The sequence below is a fragment of the Rhizobium sp. X9 genome (genome assembly GCF_018873185.1).
GTDB lineage: Bacteria > Pseudomonadota > Alphaproteobacteria > Rhizobiales > Rhizobiaceae > Agrobacterium > Agrobacterium oryzihabitans.
Genome location: NZ_CP071311.1, coordinates 1,668,116 through 1,685,023, shown reverse-complemented (window position 1 = coordinate 1,685,023; position 16,908 = coordinate 1,668,116). Strand labels below are relative to the sequence as shown.

The window sequence follows — 16,908 nt, the reverse complement described above, 5'->3', positions numbered from 1 at the left end:
GCCGGAAAGTCAAGGAAACAACGGGAAATGCACGCGAAACGTCGCGGTTCGGGCGACGCATTTTAGCCTTCTGCACCGTTTTGCGCGATTTATCGTCAAAAGCGCAAAAAAAGCGTTAAAATCGGGCCACTATTTAAGATAGGTTTTAAGCTCTGCCCCGGCGATCAGGAACCGCATCGGATCAACGGGCGTATCGTTGCGGCGTACCTCGTAATGCACATGCGGACCGGTCGAGCGACCGGTGCTGCCGGCACGGCCGATGACGTCGCCGGCCTCCACCTTGTCGCCGGCCCTGACCAGAATGGCGGAGAGATGACCGAATCGCGTTGATACGCCCTGGCCGTGATCGATCTCGACCATATTGCCGTAGCCGCCGGAATTTTCCGCCACCGTGACCTTGCCAGCCCCCGTCGCTTTTACGTCGGCACCGGTTTCGGCGCGAAAATCGATGCCGGTGTGCAAGGCGGGCCGCCCGAGGAACGGATCCATCCGGTTGCCGAATCGGCTGGTGATCGTTCTGCCGGGGGCCGGATTGCCGAAGGGCAGGGCGGTAGCACTTTCCTTGACGATATCCAGCCGGTTGAGTGCGTTGTCGAGATTGGTGAGGGACAGATTGAATGGATCGGCCTCGCTGCGCTGCGGGTCGGCGTAGGGGCCGCCAACATCGTCCATGCCGCTTTCATCAATTTTCAGTCCCGCCTGGCGGATGATGTCCTGCATCGCGCTCGCCTTGTCCTCGGCGTCGCTGGTCAGTCTCGCTATGCGCGATATCTGCTGGCGCTCGATGTCCTTCAGTGAAAGCGTCACCTTGGAGAACACCCGGTCGGCCCGGTCGGAAGGTGTTTCGCCGGCTTCGGGCGCGTAGGCTGCCCGTTTGTCGGCGCCGGCGGCGTTTTCCGGCTGCAATTTCCGGGGCGCCATCAGCTTTTCGATGGCGGAAAGACCGCCTGACATATCGGCGCGTTTTTCCGGCGCCATCGCGTTTGAAAGAGGGGAAGGTGCGGCCGGCGAGGCGGCGATGCCGGAATTTTCCGCGCGTTCCAGCAACTCGCTCATGCGTCCGTGCCTGGAGGTGAGGGCGGCCTGCTGTTCCAGCAGTTTTTCCACTTTCTTTTCAACCACCTGCTGATCAAGCAATTGCCGTGAGGTAACGCGGTCCACCTGCGCCCTCAGCGCTGCGATGCGGTCTTCGTAATCGTTCTGTATGCGGGTCTGGCGCGCCATGGTTGCGCCGATCAGGTCGTCGCGCAGGATGAGATAACCAGTAGCCCCGAGATAACCGAGCGAAAAAAGACCGATGGTGCAGCCGGCAAGTGCCGACATCCATGGCCGGATCGTCAGATGCCGGACCTTGTCACCGCGCGCCAGAATGAGGACGTGTGGCTCACGCTTTTTGCCGAATACCCGGTTTTCCGTTGTATCAGTCAAAATCTCTCTCCGGGCTGGCCGATTTTCGCAAAGCACGACGCGCAGATTCAACAGTTTGGAGCGTCATTTGCGCGTCCGAGTGGACGCACGGTGCTCTAAAGGAAATCATAATTCGTTAAGGTTAACGAAGTTTTGCCGGAGAGGCCCTCAGGGCGGGAAAGTGGCGTCAGCTGTTGCTGACGGCGGTAAGCGAGCGATAAAAGGCTGGCGTCAGCCCGGCTTCGGCACGGGCGAGATCGTTGAAAGGTGGCTTCAGCGGACCGCGGAAATTGCTGCGCACCAGCTGTTTGAAGGTGGCTGCCGGGTCCTTCTTTTCGCGCGCGCACAGAAACCGGAACCATTTGGCGCCGATGGCGACGTGGCCCTTTTCATCATTGTAGATGACATCGAGAACGGCCGCACTGTCGAGGTCTCCGGTTTCCCGCATCTTCGCCTGCAGGGAGGGCGTCACATCCAGCCCGCGGGCTTCAAGAATGAGAGGGACGACCGCGAGCCGCGCGGTCAGGTCGTTGCGGGTCGAGTGGGCCGCCTGCCAAAGCCCGTCATGGGCCGGCAGATCGCCATAGTCGGCGCCCAGGCTTCGCAGCCGGTCACGCACCAGCCGGAAATGTTTCGCCTCCTCGAAGGCAACCTGCATCCACCCATCGAAAAAGGAGTGTGGCACCGGCTCGCTGGCATAACGGGCAACGATGTCGAGCGCGAGATCAACGGCGTTCAGCTCGATATGGGCGATGGCGTGAAGGAGCGCTATGCGGCCCTTGACGGTGTGAAGCGAGCGGCGCTCGACGGCGGTCGGCGGAACGAGTTCCGGCTTTTCCGGCCTGCCCGGACGTTCGGGCAGAGGTGGATCGAGCGGGGAGCGCAGCGACAGGCGACGTTCAAACCATCGCGTCGCCGTCTCCTGCGCCAATGCGGTTTTTCGGTCGAGATCGGCGCTGGCGATCGCCTCGGTGGCGCCGCCGCGCAGCGAGATGATTTTGAAAGGGGGCGTCACGAGGCGCCGTCTCTCAGAGCTTGCCTGCTGCCTCAAGGACGGCCTGTGCGTGGCCCGGAACCTTCACCTTGTTCCAGATTTCCGCGATCTTGCCATCCGGTGCTACGAGGAAGGTGGTGCGTTCGACACCCATGTATTTTTTGCCATACATGCTTTTTTCCTTCCAGACGCCATAGGCCTCGAGAGCTTTCCTGTCCTCGTCGGAGGCAAGCATGACGCTGAGCGCGTGTTTTGCGGCAAACTTGTCGTGGCTTTTGACGCTATCAGGGGAAATGCCGATGACAACCGTGTTGGCGGCCTCGAATTCTCCGCCAAGGGCGCTGAAGTCGATCGCTTCGGCGGTGCAGCCGGATGTATCGTCCTTCGGGTAGAAATAGAGAACGACCGCCTTGCCTCGCAGGCCGGACAATGTCACCGTTCCTTCACCGTTACGGGGCAAAGTGAAATCCGGAGCCGGGCTGCCAATCGTCAAGTCTGTCATAATCCACCTTTCTTTCGCCGGGATGTTGAGTGAAAGTCGCCACATTCGATATATAGCGAAACGGCGCGTCGTCCAGTGTTGGGGCGAAACAAAAGCTATTCAGGGGCAAACACGGGCGTATGGCTGAAATACGGGGTGAAAAGGTTACGTTCGGCAAGCGTGATATCGTTGCGCTGCACGATCTCCCTTCGGCGCAGGCGGAAGATCCGATCATCGTGCATTGCCCGCCGCCCCGTTCCATGGCGCGCGCCTTCATCAAGATTTTCGCGGCTCTTTTCGTGCTCGCCTTTCTGTCGATCGGCGGCATCATCGTCTCCGTCGAGACCGGATCGATTGACAAGACCCTTTCCAGCCAGGCGCAGCAGGCGCTGGAAAGGGCGCTCGGCCCTCACTACAGCGCGCGGATAGGCTCGTCGGCCATCCGGTTCTCGACCGGGCTGCGGCTGGCGCTGGTGGCGCAGGATGTCGATATCGTCGAAAAGGAGTCCGGCCAGCATCTGAGCCGGGCGCGGGCGATCGGCATGGCGCTCGATCCGCTTGCGCTTCTGGCAGGCCGTGTCTCGGTGCAAAGCCTTGAAGCCGACGGCATGGAACTGGACACCGCGCTGCTGCCCAAGGGTAACGGGTTTGATCTGTCCAGCGTCAAGCTCGACGCCGTGCCGCAGCAATTGCAGGCGGCCTTCGGGCAGCTTGACAAGCTCGCGCAGGCTTTCTTGAGCAGCGGGACCGAGGAAATCGATATTTCCAGCGTCTCGGTTCACCTGCCGCCTGGCGAACTGGGCAAACCGCGCACCATCGAGGTGCGGGAACTGTCACTGACGCCCGACCAGCAGGGCGGATATTCGCTTGATGGCGAAACGTTGTTTAACGGGGAAATTGCCAGCGTGTCGCTGAAGACCTCCGGGGCTGGCGGTACGATCGATGGCTTTCAGGCCCGGATCGACGGTTTCGATATCGGTCCGTTTCTGGAGAAATATGATCCGCAGGGCAATCTTCATGAGGGGCTGAACGTCAAGACCGGTGTCAGCATCGTGGCCCGCCGCGCCATGGAAGGGCATGAGCCGCGGCTGGAAGTCTCGGTCGGCATGGGCAACGGAACGCTTCTCATCGGTGGCGAGGCCCAGCCCTTTACCACCGGCACCGTCAATGCGCGCTACGATTTTCAAAAGAGCACGCTTTTGATCGAAAATTCACGGGTGGAGCTGGGGCGGACGGTTGTTCCGGTTGTTGGCGAGATCAGGGATACGGAGGAGGGCTTCGGTCTTTCGCTGCGGATCGACAATGCCGTGGCTTCCGCCGAAGCTTCGGGCGAGGAGCCCGTACCTTTCAGCCTGAAGGCGGACGGGCAGTTCACGGCGGCCACGAAGCAGCTTGAGGTTCCCTCGCTCTATGTCAGCGGCCCGCTTGGAGACATGGCGGGATCGCTGAAGATCCGGTTCGGCGAGGGATCGCCGGAAATCAGTTTCGCGGGGCAGATTCCGAAGATGGAGGCGACGGCTGTCAAGCAGCTCTGGCCGTTCTGGATGGCGCACAAGCCGCGTGAATGGGTGGTTTCCAATCTCTATGGCGGCACGATCACGAACGGCTCGATTGCCGTCTTCATTCCGCAGGGGCGGATGTGCGGTCCCGGTTGCCCGCTGGTGCTCGGCGACAGCGAAATGCAGATTCGCTTCGATATTGACGATACGCGGCTTAACACCACCGGCGATATTCCGCCGCTGCGCGATGTCGATGCGCATTTCAATCTCGTCGGCGGCCAGATGGGTGTCGATATCAAGCGGGCGACATCCTATTTCCCGTCCAACCGCTCGCTGGCGCTGGAAAACAGCCGTTTCATCATCTCCGACGTTTATGACAAGCCGCTGCTCGGCAACCTCGAACTGAATGTTGCAGGTGCGGCTGATGCGGTTGCCGAACTTGCGACGCTGAAACCCATCAATGCCCTCAAAGATACGCAGTTCAAGCCGGATGACTTCACCGGTGACGTGAAGGCGAATGCGAAGCTGACCATCGGGCTGCTCTCCAGCCAAAATCCGCCGCCGCCGGTATGGACGGCCGATCTCGATCTCAAGAACCTGTCGCTGACAAAGCCGTTCGCCGGACACAAGGTGACCGCGCTCGACGGTTTCATGTCGTTGAACGACCATCAGCTCAGGCTTGAGGGCAAGGGCCGTGTCGACGACGTGCCGATGGATATCGCGATGACGGAGCCTGTGCGCAAGAACAGCGACGTTGCACCGACGCTGTCGCTGAAGGCAACCCTGAACGAGACGCAGGTCGCCAAGCTCGCGCCGGAGCTGTCCACCGTTCTTGGCGGCACGACGGTGGTGGAAATCGAGGGTGCAGATCCGAAACGTCAGAACATCCGGCTTGATCTGGCCAAGGCGTCGATCATCCTGCCGGGGCTCGGCTGGAGCAAGGGCATCGGCATTCCGGCAAAAGCCGCCTTCACCCTGGAAGCCGCCGATGGCCGCACCACGATCAGCGATTTTTCCCTCGACGGTGACGGTTTCGGCGCTGCCGGTGACATTGCTTTCAGCAAGAACGGGTTGATCTCGGCCGATCTCAGTCGCGTGCAACTGTCGCCTGCCGATAATTACGCCGTTTCGGTCGCCGCCTCGAAGAATGGCTATAATATCAATGCTTCGGGAAAATCCGCTGATCTCCGGCCCTTCATATCCAAGCTTCGCAGCCCTTCGAGTGGGGGCGACGGCGCATCACGCTCGCAGCCATCCCTTGCCGTCAAGGCGCAGTTCGACAAGGTCTACGGTTTCAACGACGAAATCCTCGCCAATGTCAGTGCCGATGTCAGCGTGCGGGACGGCAAGGTTCGGTCGGTCGATGTGCGCGGTGTCACCGGCAATGGCCAGGCCGTCGTCGCGCAGACCACCAATCGCGGCGCGACGGGGACTGTGACGCTGACCAGCAGCGATGCCGGATCTCTGGCGCGCTTCGCCAATATCTATAGCCGCATCCGCGGCGGTCTGCTCAATCTTGCGCTGACGACTGCCAATGGCAGCGACTGGAGCGGCTCGCTCGACCTGCGCAATTTTTCCGTCGTCAACGAAGCGAAGCTGCAAGACATCGTCGCCACGCCCGCCGGTGAGGATGGCAGGAGCCTCAACAATGCGGTGCGCCGCAATATCGATGTCAGCTCGGAAAAATTCCAGCGCGGTTTTGCCCGGCTCGTTTACGTCAATGGCTCGGTTGCGGTGGAAAACGGGGTGGTGCGTGGCGAACAGATCGGCGCAACCTTCCAGGGGCTGTTGAAAGACCAGAGCGGCCGCATGGACATGACCGGCACCTTCATGCCCGCCTATGGGCTGAACAGGCTGTTCGGCGAGTTGCCCTTCATCGGCATCTTCCTCGGCAACGGCCGCGACCGGGGGCTGCTCGGCATCACCTTCAAATTATCAGGCCAGACGGATCAGCCGAAGCTGACGATCAATCCGCTGTCGCTGATTGCGCCTGGTGTGTTCCGGCAGATATTCGAGTTTCAGTAAGAAACCTCACATCGCGAGGCAGCCTCACACCCCACGTCATCCTCGGACTTGATCCGAGGATCCATGGTGCGCCGGATTGTGGATCCTCGGGGCAAGCCCGAGGATGACGGTGGAGGGATCGCTGCCTCTTATCGTCACTCCCGAGAGCCGTTTTCGCGGCTCCCGGAAGACTATCTTTATGCCCCTTACGCCGGGCGAACCAGAACGTGCTTCTTCTTGCCGACCGACAGCTTGATGACGCCGTCACCGGTCACTTCACCGGTGCCGATCATCTGGCGCTCATCGGAGACGCCCTGATCGTTGATCTTCACCGCACCGCCCTGGACATGGCGGCGGGCCTCGCCGTTCGAACCGGCAAGACCGGCACGGACGATGAGCGAGAGGACACCGATACCGGCTTCGAGTTCTGAGGCGGGAACCTCGATGGAGGGCAGGTTTTCAGCAAGCACGCCTTCCTCGAAAGTCTTGCGCGCCGTCTCGGCTGCTTCTTCCGCAGCGGCTCGGCCATGCAGCATGGCGGTGATTTCGGTTGCGAGGATTTTTTTGACTTCGTTGATTTCCGAACCGCTGAGGCTGGAAAGGCGAGCGATTTCGTCCATCGGCAACGTCGTATAGAGCTTGAGGAAGCGGGACACGTCGGCATCCTCCGTGTTGCGCCAGTACTGCCAGAAATCATAGGCGGACAGCATGTCAGGATTGAGCCATACCGCGCCGTTCAGCGATTTACCCATCTTCGCACCCGAAGAGGTGGTCAAAAGCGGCGATGTAAGCGCGTAGAGCTGCGGCGTCCCCATGCGGTGACCGAGGTCGATGCCATTGACGATGTTGCCCCACTGGTCCGAACCGCCCATCTGCAGCCGGCAGCCGGTTCGCTTGTTCAGCTCAACGAAGTCGTAGGCCTGCAGGATCATGTAGTTGAATTCGAGGAAGGACAGCGACTGCTCGCGGTCGAGACGCGTCTTCACGCTGTCGAAGGACAGCATGCGATTGACCGAGAAATGGCGGCCGACGTCGCGCAGGAATTCGAGGTAATTGATCTCGCGCAGCCAGTCGCCGTTGTTGATCATCATGGCTGGTTTGTCGGCACGGTCGTAATCGAGGTAGTTCGAGAAAACGCGCTTGATCGAGGCGATGTTGCTTTCAATGGTGTCGACGGTCATCAATTGCCGTGCATCGTCCTTGAAGGATGGATCGCCGACCATGCCGGTGCCGCCGCCCATCAGCGAAATCGGCTGATGTCCGGTCTGCTGCATCCAGTGCAGCATCATGATCTGAATCAAACCGCCGGCGTGAAGACTTGGCGCTGTCGGATCAAAGCCGATATAGGCGGTCACGGTTTCCTTGGCGAACAGTTCGTCGAGACCCGACTCGTCGGAGATCTGGTGAATGAAGCCGCGCTCGTCGAGCGTGCGGAGGAAATCGGACTTGAACCTGGACATAACCTTTTTCTTTCTGGTTGGACCTTTGCCGTCATTGTCTGTCAATGAACGCGGGGGGCTTTACCATTGTTTTTTGAAAAGTGCACCCGTTTCGGCCATGAATAACCGCGATTCATCTCCGCATGATTCGATATTGAAAGGGAGCGGCGCGTGGGCGAGGTCAAAACGGCGATCGGACTGATGAGCGGGACATCGATGGACGGCATCGATATCGCCCTCTTGCACACGGATGGCGAAAGCGTGGTCCGGCACGGGCCGAGCGGTTATTTTCCCTATGATCCGGGCCTGCGTGCGATCTGGCAGAAGGCGCTGGTTACGGCCAAAGCCATTCGCGAACGGTGCGAACGCCCCGGTGATCTGGCTGAGGCCGAGCGCAAATTGACGCTTGCCCATGCGGCGGCGGTGAAATCCTTTCTCCACCGTCACCGGCTTGAAGCCAGCGATGTCGACGTGATCGGTTTTCACGGCCAGACGGTGCTGCACCGGCCGGATGAGGCGCTGACCGTGCAGATCGGCGACGGCGCACTGCTGGCCGAGGAAACCGGTATCAATGTGGTTTACGACATGCGCGCCAACGACATGGTGCATGGCGGCCAGGGCGCGCCGCTCATTCCCGCCTACCACATGGCGCTCTCCGCCAATCTGCCTGATGGCTTCGAAACGCCGGCCGTCTTCGTCAATATCGGCGGCATCTCAAATCTGACCTATATTGGCGAGGCGGGGCGGCTTGCGGCGTTCGACAGCGGGCCGGGCAATATGCTGATCGACCAGTGGATCGAGGCGCATACCGGCAAAGCTTTCGACAAGGGCGGCAGGACGGCGGCGGGCGGCAGCGTCGTTGCCTCGCTTGTGAAGCGCTACATGGAAAGCCCGTTCTTTTCGGCCAATATCCGTCGGTCGCTTGACCGCAGCGATTTCGTTCCGCCGCAAAAGGGGGAGATTTCGCTGGCGGACGGTGCGCGCACGCTATCGCATCTGACGGGCGCTGCGATCCTCAAATCGGCGAGCTATCTGCCGGAAGCGGCGAAAACCTATGTCGTCTGTGGTGGTGGGCGGCTCAATCCGGTGATCATGGAGGAGTTTGCGAGCCTTGCCGCGAAGGTGGGCGCGCGGGTAATTGCGGCGGAGGAGGCGGGGTTCGATGGCGGTGCAATGGAGGCGGAGGCCTGGGCCTATCTGGCCGTGCGATCGCTGAAGGGGCTGCCGCTGACCTATCCCGGTACGACGGGGGTGAAGGAGCCGGTGACGGGTGGGGTTTTGGTGCGGGGGTAATAGAGGACGGTGCGTGTGGCTTACCCCCCTCTGCCCTGCCGGGCATCTCCCCCTCAAGGGGGGAGATCGAATCGGGGCGACCTTCCGGTCATCTTTAATGCAGAGGCTTAGGCGAGGAGCAGGCGTCTAGCTGATCTCCCCCCTTGAGGGGGAGATGCCCGGCAGGGCAGAGGGGGGTAAGCCACAACCGCCTGCGATCACTTTAGAAAAATCGAGCCGCCCGCCAAGAGGCGCAGCCAATCACCGAATGCGCTTGGCCGCCGGTTCCGGCACCAGCTCGCCGTTGAGGCGGCGGTCGAGATAGTCCTCGCATTCGCCCATCAGCTCATCCACCTTGCCGTTGAAGAAGTGGTTGGCGCCGGGAAGCGTGCGGTGGGTGATGAGGATGCCCTTCTGGGTCTTCAGCTTTTCAACCAGACCGTTCACGTCCTTCTCAGGCGCAACCTTGTCGCTATCGCCGTTGATGATGAGGCCCGACGACGGGCACGGCGCGAGGAAGGAGAAGTCGTAGGTGTTGGGCTGCGGCGCAATCGACATGAAGCCTTCGATTTCCGGACGGCGCATCAGAAGCTGCATGCCGATCCAGGCGCCGAAGGAATAACCGGCAACCCAGCAGCTCTTCGAATCGGGATGCAGGCTCTGCACCCAGTCGAGAGCGGAAGCGGCGTCTGAAAGTTCGCCAGCGCCGTGGTCGAACTCGCCCTGGCTGCGGCCGATGGAGCGGAAATTGAACCGGAGCGTCGTGAAACCGCGCTTCTGGAAAAGATAGAAGAGCTGATAGACGATCTGGTTGTTCATCGTGCCGCCGAACTGCGGGTGCGGATGAAGGATGATCGCTATCGGCGCGCTCTTTTCCTTGGAGGGTTGATAACGGCCTTCGAGGCGACCCGCAGGGCCGTTAAAGATGACTTCGGGCATTGGTACTCCGGTCGTGTTTTTTCATTCTCCAACCGCATTCTTCCGATGAGAAGACTTGACGAACTGTGTCATCTTTTCTAGAACGCAGTTTAGAATAATTCGAAACTTTGCGTGTGCTTAAGCACTCGGGTCGTGTCATAAGGCAAGCGCAACTGTAATTTCAAGAAAAATGCGTTTTGGCGCATTGAAGATTGGGCGAAGCCTCTCGTTATGACGGTTTTGACGCGCACATATATGGATTGGAACGCCACGGCGCCGCTTTTGCCCGCCGTGCGGGATGTTCTTGTCTCTGCGCTCGACCTTGCCGGCAATCCGTCTTCCGTTCATCGGGAAGGGCGTGCGGCGCGCGCTGCCGTTGAGACCGCCCGCCGCGAGGTTGCGGCGCTTGCCGGGGCTTCGGCGTCTCATATCACCTTCACCAGCGGTGCGACTGAAGCCGCCAATCTGGTGCTTTCGCCGGATTTCAGGATGGGGCGCGCTCCCGTGCGCTATGGTCGTCTTTATGTGTCCGCTATAGAGCATCCCGCTTTTCGCGAAGGCGGCCGCTTCGCCAAGGCTGACGTTACGGAAATTCCCGTTACGTCAGCGGGCGTCATCGATCTTGCCGCACTTGAGGCGCTGTTGTCGTCACACGATGCGTCCGCCGGCCTACCGATGGTTGCCTGCATGCTGGTCAATAACGAGACGGGCATTGTTCAGCCGGTAACGCAAGCCGCACGGCTTGCGCATGCTGCGGGTGGGTTGATGGTCGTCGACGCCGTGCAGGCGGCAGGTCGTATCTCGCTCGATATCAATGCTCTCGATGCCGATTTTCTGGTCATCTCGTCCCACAAGCTCGGTGGCCCCAAGGGGGCTGGCGCGCTGGTGTCGCGCGGCGAGGTGATGATGCCGAAGCCGCTGATCCATGGCGGCGGGCAGGAAAAGGGGCATCGTTCCGGTACGGAAAACACCCTGTCGGTCATTGGTTTCGGTGCCGCTGCTGCTGTGGCGGCCCGAAATCTCGAGATTGAAGCGGCGCGTCTTGCCGCTCTGCGGGCGCGGCTGGAAGACGGCATGCGGGCGAGTGCGCCGGATGTGATCATCCATGGCGAGGATGTCGCCCGCGTCGGCAATACCACGTTTTTCACCCTGCCGGGCCTTAAGGCGGAAACGGGCCAGATCGCCTTCGATATCGAAGGCATCGCGCTCTCTGCCGGCTCGGCCTGCTCATCGGGCAAGGTGGGGGAAAGCCATGTGCTGACGGCTATGGGGCGTGATCCCAAGCTTGGCGCACTCAGGATTTCCCTTGGCCACGCCACGACCGAGGCGGATATCGAGCGCACGCTCGCGGCGTTCATGAAAATTGCCGGGCGGCGCAAGCTGGCCGGTCAGGCCGCGTAAAATGCGGCAAAGAATTGCGGAATAGCAATTTTCCGCTTGCCGGGATGTGTGAAAAGCGCCATCCCGCACTTACATGGGTATAAGCTCCGCCCCGCTTAACGGCGCGGTGACATTGCCCGAAGATGGATAAGGCGGCTTTCCGCCTTGATACGTTGACAAGCCACCGGACCTTTGCTCCGGCGAGATTGGAGAACGACATGGCAGCGGTTCAGGAAACGATCGATCAGGTCCGCCAGATCGATGTGGACCAGTATAAATACGGCTTCGAAACCAATATCGAAGTCGACAAGGCCCCCAAGGGCCTTTCGGAAGAGGTGATCCGCTTCATCTCGGCCAAGAAGCAGGAGCCGGAATGGATGCTGGAATGGCGTCTTGAGGCTTACAAGCGCTGGCTGACGATGGAAGAGCCGACCTGGGCGCGCGTCAGCTATCCCAAGATCGACTTCAACGATCTCTATTATTATGCCGCACCGAAAAGCACGCCCGGCCCGAAGTCGCTTGAGGATGTCGATCCCGAGCTGCTGAAGGTTTACGAGAAGCTCGGCATTCCGCTGAAGGAACAGGAAATCCTGGCCGGCGTGGAAAACCGCCGCGTGGCCGTGGATGCCGTGTTCGACAGCGTCTCCGTCGTCACCACCTTCAAGGCGGAACTGGCGAAAGCCGGCGTGATCTTCATGTCGATTTCGGAAGCCGTTCGCGAATATCCGGATCTGGTGAAGAAATATCTCGGTTCGGTCGTTCCGACGACGGACAATTTCTATGCGACGCTGAACTCGGCCGTCTTCACCGACGGTTCCTTCGTGTTCGTGCCGAAGGGCGTGCGGTGCCCGATGGAGCTTTCCACCTATTTCCGCATCAACGAAAAGAACACCGGCCAGTTCGAGCGCACGCTGATCATCGCTGAAGAGGGCGCCTACGTTTCCTATCTGGAAGGCTGCACCGCACCGCAGCGCGACGAGAACCAGCTTCACGCTGCCGTTGTCGAACTGGTGGCGCTCGATGATGCCGAAATCAAATATTCCACCGTCCAGAACTGGTATCCGGGCGACAAGGAAGGCAAGGGCGGTATCTACAACTTCGTGACCAAGCGGGGCGATTGCCGTGGCGACCGTTCGAAGATTTCGTGGACGCAGGTGGAAACCGGCTCGGCTATTACCTGGAAATATCCGTCCTGCATTCTGCGTGGCGACGACAGCCGTGGCGAATTCTATTCGATCGCCGTTTCCAACGGTCACCAGCAGATCGATAGTGGCACAAAGATGATCCATCTCGGCAAGAACACGTCGAGCCGCATCATCGCCAAGGGCATCGCTGCCGGCTTTTCGGAAAACGTCTATCGCGGCCAGGTTTCGGCTCACCGCAAGGCGACCAACACGCGCAACTTCACGCAGTGCGACTCGCTCCTGATCGGCGACAAGTGCGGCGCGCATACCGTGCCCTATATCGAGGCGAAGAACTCCTCCGCTCACTTCGAGCACGAGGCGACGACGTCGAAGATTTCCGAAGACCAGCTGTTCTACTGCCTGCAGCGCGGCATTCCCGAGGAGTCGGCGATCGCACTGATCGTCAATGGCTTCGTGAAGGACGTCATCCAGCAGCTGCCGATGGAATTTGCGGTTGAAGCGCAGAAGCTGATCGGCATTTCGCTGGAAGGGTCTGTCGGATAAGTTTTCCTCGTCATCCTCGGGCTTGTCCCGAGGATCTGCTGCGGTAGCTGTTAGAATGAGTGGCTTCGTCTACATGATGTCTGACAAACCGCGCGGGGTAATTTACACCGGTGTCACTAGCGATTTATTGGGACGGTTATGGGAGCATCGAAACGCTGAACGGAAGGGTTACACAGAAAAATACCAGGCGAAAAATCTTGTCTGGTTTGAAACCCACCCAAACATCGTTTTGGCGATCCAACGGGAGAAATCGTTGAAGCGCTATCTTCGTGAATGGAAAATCAAGTTGATCGAAGAGCTGAACCCAACGTGGCTCGATCTTTTTGAGCGCATTGATGAGATCGAAAATGCTTATGTGCCGCACCCGAATACGCTGGCGTCGGATGACTATAATTGACGTGATTAGATCCTCGGGACAAGCCCGAGGATGACGGATGTGAAAGTTGAGACGGCCCCTCAGGGGTCTACGAGGCGGTCCTTGAAACCGCACCATGAACAGGAACAAAACCATGCTTGAAATCATCGACCTGCACGCAAAGATCGCCGATACCGAAACCGAGATCATCAAGGGCCTCAACCTGAAGGTTGCCGCTGGTGAAGTCGCCGCCATCATGGGCCCGAACGGTTCCGGCAAGTCCACGTTGTCCTATATCCTGTCGGGCCGCGAAGATTATGAAGTCACCTCCGGTGACATTCTTTACAACGGCGAAAGCATTCTGGAACTGGATGCCGCCGAGCGCGCCGCCAAGGGCATCTTCCTTGCCTTCCAGTACCCGGTCGAAATTCCCGGCGTCGCCACCATGCAGTTCCTGAAGGTTGCGATGAACGAACAGCGCAAGGCGCGCGGCGAGTCCGAGCTGACGACGCCGGATTTCATCCGCCGCGTCAAGGAAGCCGCCGGCGATCTGAAGATCGACATGGAGATGCTGAAGCGTCCGCTGAATGTCGGCTTCTCCGGCGGTGAGAAGAAGCGCGCCGAAATCCTGCAGATGGCGCTGTTGGAGCCGAAGCTCTGCGTTCTCGACGAAACCGATAGCGGCCTCGACATCGACGCGCTGAAGATCGTGGCTGACGGCGTCAACGCGCTGAAGTCGCCGGATCGTGCCACCGTCGTCATCACCCACTATCAGCGCCTGCTCGACTACATCGTGCCTGACAGCGTTCACGTTCTCTACAAGGGCAAGATCATCCGCTCGGGTGACAAGGCTCTGGCGCTGGAGCTGGAAAACAATGGTTACGCCGACATCATCGGTGAAGCGGCCTAAGCCAGAGGCCAGGAGGTGATGTCCATGAACATTCAAGCTACCAACCGGCTGACGCCAGCGGAAACCGCGCTGGTCGATGCCTATACCGCAAAGTTCAGCGAACTGCCCGGCGACGGTGCCGTGGTTGCCGCGCGTGACGTTTTGTTCGACGATCTGAAGACCGGGGGTCTTCCGACCCGCCGCATCGAGGCGTGGCACTATACCGATCTGAAAAGCCTGCTGCGGACTGTTCCTGAAGACCGGCCCGCGCCTGTTATCGAGAAGCAGGCGCCGACAGTTGCCGGTTCTCTGGTTGCCTACGTGCAGCATGGCACTGCCGACGTCGGCAAGATCGATGACATCCGCGTGTCGCGCTTTACCGAAAGCCTGCTCGACGGTTCCGCCGCCGCCGGCCTTGCGGAAGCCAGCAAGGACGACGTGATCGGCCGTATCAACGGCAGCTTCGTGCGAGATGGTCTGGTGCTCGACATCCCGGCTGATGCCGAGATCGAAAAGCCGATCGAATTGCAGGCGATCCATGGCGCAGGCCAGGTTCACAGCCGCTTCCCGGTGCGCTTCGGCAAAGGTTCCAAGGCGACCGTCATCGAGCGTCACCTTTCGGTGACTTCGGATTCAGCCTTCGTTTCCTCCGTCAGCGATATCGTTGTCGAGGATGGCTCGGAAGTGACCTGGATCATCCTGCAGCAACAGGGTGCGGCCGATATCCATCTTGGCCAGCTGCGCATGAAAATCGGCGCGGACGCCAAGATTCGCCTGTTCATTGTCAATGCCGGCGGCAAGCTGGTGCGTCAGGAACTGCGCATCGATGTGGAAGGTGAGGGCACTGATCTCATCGTTCGCGGCGTCAACCTTCTGGGTGGCGAAACCCATACCGACGTGACGATGGTTCTCGGCCACAACGTGCCGAACACGACCTCGACGGAAGTGTTCCGCAACGTGGTGTTCGACCGTGCCAAGGGCATTTTCCAGGGCATGATCCGGGTGGCGCCCGATGCCCAGAAGACCGATGCGAAGATGGCGTGCAATACGCTGCTGATGTCCGACGATGGCGAGTTCTCGGCAAAGCCGGAACTGGAAATCTTCGCTGACGACGTTCAGTGCGGCCATGGTGCGACGGTTGCCGATATCAGCGACAATCATCTCTATTATCTGATGGCGCGCGGCGTGCCGCGGGCGAAGGCACGGGCGATGCTCGTCAACGCCTTCGTTGCCGAGATCGTCGAGGAACTGGAAGAAGAAAATCTGGTAGAGGCGCTGGAGACGATCATCTCCGGCTGGCTGGAACATCATGCCTGAGAGCGAACGCGCCGCATTGGCGGCCCCTTATGACATCGAAGCCGTGCGCAAGGATTTCCCGATCCTGTCGCGCGAGGTCTATGGCAAGCCGCTGGTCTATCTCGACAACGGCGCGTCCGCTCAAAAACCGCAGGTGGTGATCGACGCCGTTTCGCATGCCTATGCCAATGAGTATGCGAATGTGCATCGCGGCCTGCATTTCCTCTCCAATGCCGCAACCGACGCCTATGAGGCGGCGCGCGAAAAGGTGCGCCGTTTCCTGAACGCCGGTTCGGTGGATGAGATTGTCTTTACCAAATCCTCAACGGAAGCGATCAACACGGTCGCTTACGGTTACGGCATGCCGAAGATCGGCGAGGGCGACGAGATCGTCATCTCGATCATGGAGCATCATTCCAACATCGTGCCGTGGCATTTTATCCGCGAGCGGCAGGGTGCGAAGCTCGTCTGGGTGCCGGTGGACGATGACGGCGCGTTTCATATCGAGGCTTTCGAAAAAAGCCTGACGGAGCGCACCAAGCTCGTTGCCATCACCCATATGTCGAATGCGCTCGGCACCATCGTGCCGGTCAAGGAAATCTGCCGTATCGCGCATGAGCGCGGCATTCCGGTGCTGATCGATGGTTCGCAGGGCGCGGTTCACATGCCGGTGGATGTGCGCGATATCGATTGCGACTGGTATGTGATGACCGGCCACAAGCTTTACGGTCCCTCGGGCATCGGTGTGCTCTATGGCAAGGCCGACCGCTTGCGCGAGATGAGGCCGTTCCAGGGCGGCGGCGAGATGATCCTCGACGTTACCGAAGACAATGTGACCTATAACGAGCCGCCGCACCGTTTCGAAGCCGGCACGCCGCCCATCGTGCAGGCCATCGGCCTCGGTTACGCGCTGGATTACATGGACAATCTCGGCCGCGCCGCGATTGCCGCGCATGAGGCCGATCTTGCCGCTTACGCCGCGGAGCGTCTGCGCGAGATCAATTCGCTGCGCATCATCGGCAATGCGCCTGACAAGGGCGGCATCTTCTCCTTCGAACTCGAGGGCATTCACGCCCATGATGTCTCGATGGTGATCGACAGGCGTGGCGTTGCGGTACGTGCGGGCACCCATTGCGCCATGCCGCTCTTGAAACGCTTTGGCGTCACCTCCACATGCCGGGCATCGTTCGGCCTTTACAATACCCGCGCCGAAGTAGACTCTCTTGTTGAGGCGCTGGAATATGCGCGCAAATTTTTCGCCTGATATCGGGATTTGAGAGATCAGG

The 16,908-nt window shown here is 59.9% G+C and carries 13 protein-coding genes; 8 read left to right on the top strand and 5 right to left on the bottom strand.

Going from position 1 to position 16,908, the window contains the following annotated elements; all coding sequences use genetic code 11:
- Window positions 1-129: 129 nt before the first annotated feature.
- From JZY08_RS08250 to JZY08_RS08240, 3 genes are all read right to left on the bottom strand, one after another.
- Entirely contained in the window at window positions 130-1,428 is a 1,299-nt protein-coding gene (locus JZY08_RS08250; protein WP_216329887.1) for a M23 family metallopeptidase, read from the bottom strand.
- A 166-nt stretch (window positions 1,429-1,594) separates the two neighbouring features.
- Window positions 1,595-2,422 carry a ferritin-like domain-containing protein gene (locus JZY08_RS08245; protein ID WP_216329886.1) on the bottom strand — a complete coding sequence of 276 codons (828 nt, stop codon included), beginning with the start codon at window positions 2,420-2,422 and terminating at the stop codon, window positions 1,595-1,597.
- Window positions 2,423-2,435: 13 nt separating this feature from the next.
- Window positions 2,436-2,903, bottom strand: coding sequence for a peroxiredoxin (locus JZY08_RS08240; protein ID WP_082182516.1), 468 nt, complete (start codon window positions 2,901-2,903; stop codon window positions 2,436-2,438).
- 119 nt (window positions 2,904-3,022) lie between these two features.
- Here JZY08_RS08240 and JZY08_RS08235 point away from each other — a divergent pair, with 119 nt between their 5' ends.
- Entirely contained in the window at window positions 3,023-6,406 is a 3,384-nt protein-coding gene (locus JZY08_RS08235; RefSeq protein ID WP_216329885.1) for a DUF3971 domain-containing protein, read from the top strand.
- A gap of 185 nt (window positions 6,407-6,591) precedes the next feature.
- Here JZY08_RS08235 and tyrS read toward each other — a convergent pair whose 3' ends face one another.
- Window positions 6,592-7,845, bottom strand: coding sequence for a tyrosine--tRNA ligase (tyrS, locus tag JZY08_RS08230; protein ID WP_216329884.1), 1,254 nt, complete (start codon window positions 7,843-7,845; stop codon window positions 6,592-6,594).
- A gap of 150 nt (window positions 7,846-7,995) precedes the next feature.
- Here tyrS and JZY08_RS08225 point away from each other — a divergent pair, with 150 nt between their 5' ends.
- The gene (locus tag JZY08_RS08225; protein WP_216329883.1) at window positions 7,996-9,117 is read left to right on the top strand and encodes an anhydro-N-acetylmuramic acid kinase; all 1,122 of its coding nucleotides are present in this window, start codon (window positions 7,996-7,998) and stop codon (window positions 9,115-9,117) included.
- A 240-nt stretch (window positions 9,118-9,357) separates the two neighbouring features.
- Here the strand turns inward: JZY08_RS08225 and JZY08_RS08220 are convergent, their stop codons facing one another.
- Window positions 9,358-10,035, bottom strand: coding sequence for an alpha/beta hydrolase (locus JZY08_RS08220; RefSeq protein WP_020012833.1), 678 nt, complete (start codon window positions 10,033-10,035; stop codon window positions 9,358-9,360).
- A gap of 210 nt (window positions 10,036-10,245) precedes the next feature.
- Here JZY08_RS08220 and JZY08_RS08215 point away from each other — a divergent pair, with 210 nt between their 5' ends.
- The 6 genes from JZY08_RS08215 (at window position 10,246) to JZY08_RS08190 (ending at window position 16,886) form a co-directional block, all read left to right on the top strand.
- The gene (locus JZY08_RS08215; protein ID WP_216329882.1) at window positions 10,246-11,415 is read left to right on the top strand and encodes a cysteine desulfurase family protein; all 1,170 of its coding nucleotides are present in this window, start codon (window positions 10,246-10,248) and stop codon (window positions 11,413-11,415) included.
- Between the two features lie 197 nt (window positions 11,416-11,612).
- Complete coding sequence (sufB, locus tag JZY08_RS08210; RefSeq protein ID WP_035242383.1) at window positions 11,613-13,082, top strand: Fe-S cluster assembly protein SufB; 1,470 nt, start codon at window positions 11,613-11,615, stop codon at window positions 13,080-13,082.
- A 55-nt stretch (window positions 13,083-13,137) separates the two neighbouring features.
- Window positions 13,138-13,479, top strand: a complete 342-nt coding sequence (locus JZY08_RS08205) for a GIY-YIG nuclease family protein (RefSeq protein ID WP_035242385.1) — start codon at window positions 13,138-13,140, stop codon at window positions 13,477-13,479.
- A gap of 112 nt (window positions 13,480-13,591) precedes the next feature.
- Complete coding sequence (gene sufC / locus JZY08_RS08200) at window positions 13,592-14,347, top strand: Fe-S cluster assembly ATPase SufC (protein ID WP_003522658.1); 756 nt, start codon at window positions 13,592-13,594, stop codon at window positions 14,345-14,347.
- A 24-nt stretch (window positions 14,348-14,371) separates the two neighbouring features.
- On the top strand, window positions 14,372-15,643 hold the full coding sequence (sufD, locus tag JZY08_RS08195; RefSeq protein WP_216329881.1) for a Fe-S cluster assembly protein SufD: 1,272 nt from the start codon (window positions 14,372-14,374) through the stop codon (window positions 15,641-15,643).
- Window positions 15,636-16,886, top strand: coding sequence for a cysteine desulfurase (locus JZY08_RS08190; protein ID WP_080834821.1), 1,251 nt, complete (start codon window positions 15,636-15,638; stop codon window positions 16,884-16,886). The genes sufD and JZY08_RS08190 overlap by 8 nt, the downstream gene beginning before the upstream one ends.
- The last annotated feature ends 22 nt before the right edge of the window (window positions 16,887-16,908 follow it).

Excerpts from the sequence above, each read along its gene's own strand:
- JZY08_RS08235 (WP_216329885.1), top strand. The coding sequence starts at position 3,023 with ATGGCTGAAATACGGGGTGAAAAGGTTACGTTCGGCAAGCGTGATATC.
- JZY08_RS08240 (WP_082182516.1), bottom strand. The coding sequence starts at position 2,903 with ATGACAGACTTGACGATTGGCAGCCCGGCTCCGGATTTCACTTTGCCC.
- sufB (WP_035242383.1), top strand. The coding sequence starts at position 11,613 with ATGGCAGCGGTTCAGGAAACGATCGATCAGGTCCGCCAGATCGATGTG.
- JZY08_RS08190 (WP_080834821.1), top strand. The coding sequence starts at position 15,636 with ATGCCTGAGAGCGAACGCGCCGCATTGGCGGCCCCTTATGACATCGAA.
- sufD (WP_216329881.1), top strand. The coding sequence starts at position 14,372 with ATGAACATTCAAGCTACCAACCGGCTGACGCCAGCGGAAACCGCGCTG.
- sufC (WP_003522658.1), top strand. The coding sequence starts at position 13,592 with ATGCTTGAAATCATCGACCTGCACGCAAAGATCGCCGATACCGAAACC.
- JZY08_RS08205 (WP_035242385.1), top strand. The coding sequence starts at position 13,138 with ATGAGTGGCTTCGTCTACATGATGTCTGACAAACCGCGCGGGGTAATT.
- JZY08_RS08220 (WP_020012833.1), bottom strand. The coding sequence starts at position 10,035 with ATGCCCGAAGTCATCTTTAACGGCCCTGCGGGTCGCCTCGAAGGCCGT.
- tyrS (WP_216329884.1), bottom strand. The coding sequence starts at position 7,845 with ATGTCCAGGTTCAAGTCCGATTTCCTCCGCACGCTCGACGAGCGCGGC.
- JZY08_RS08215 (WP_216329882.1), top strand. The coding sequence starts at position 10,246 with ATGACGGTTTTGACGCGCACATATATGGATTGGAACGCCACGGCGCCG.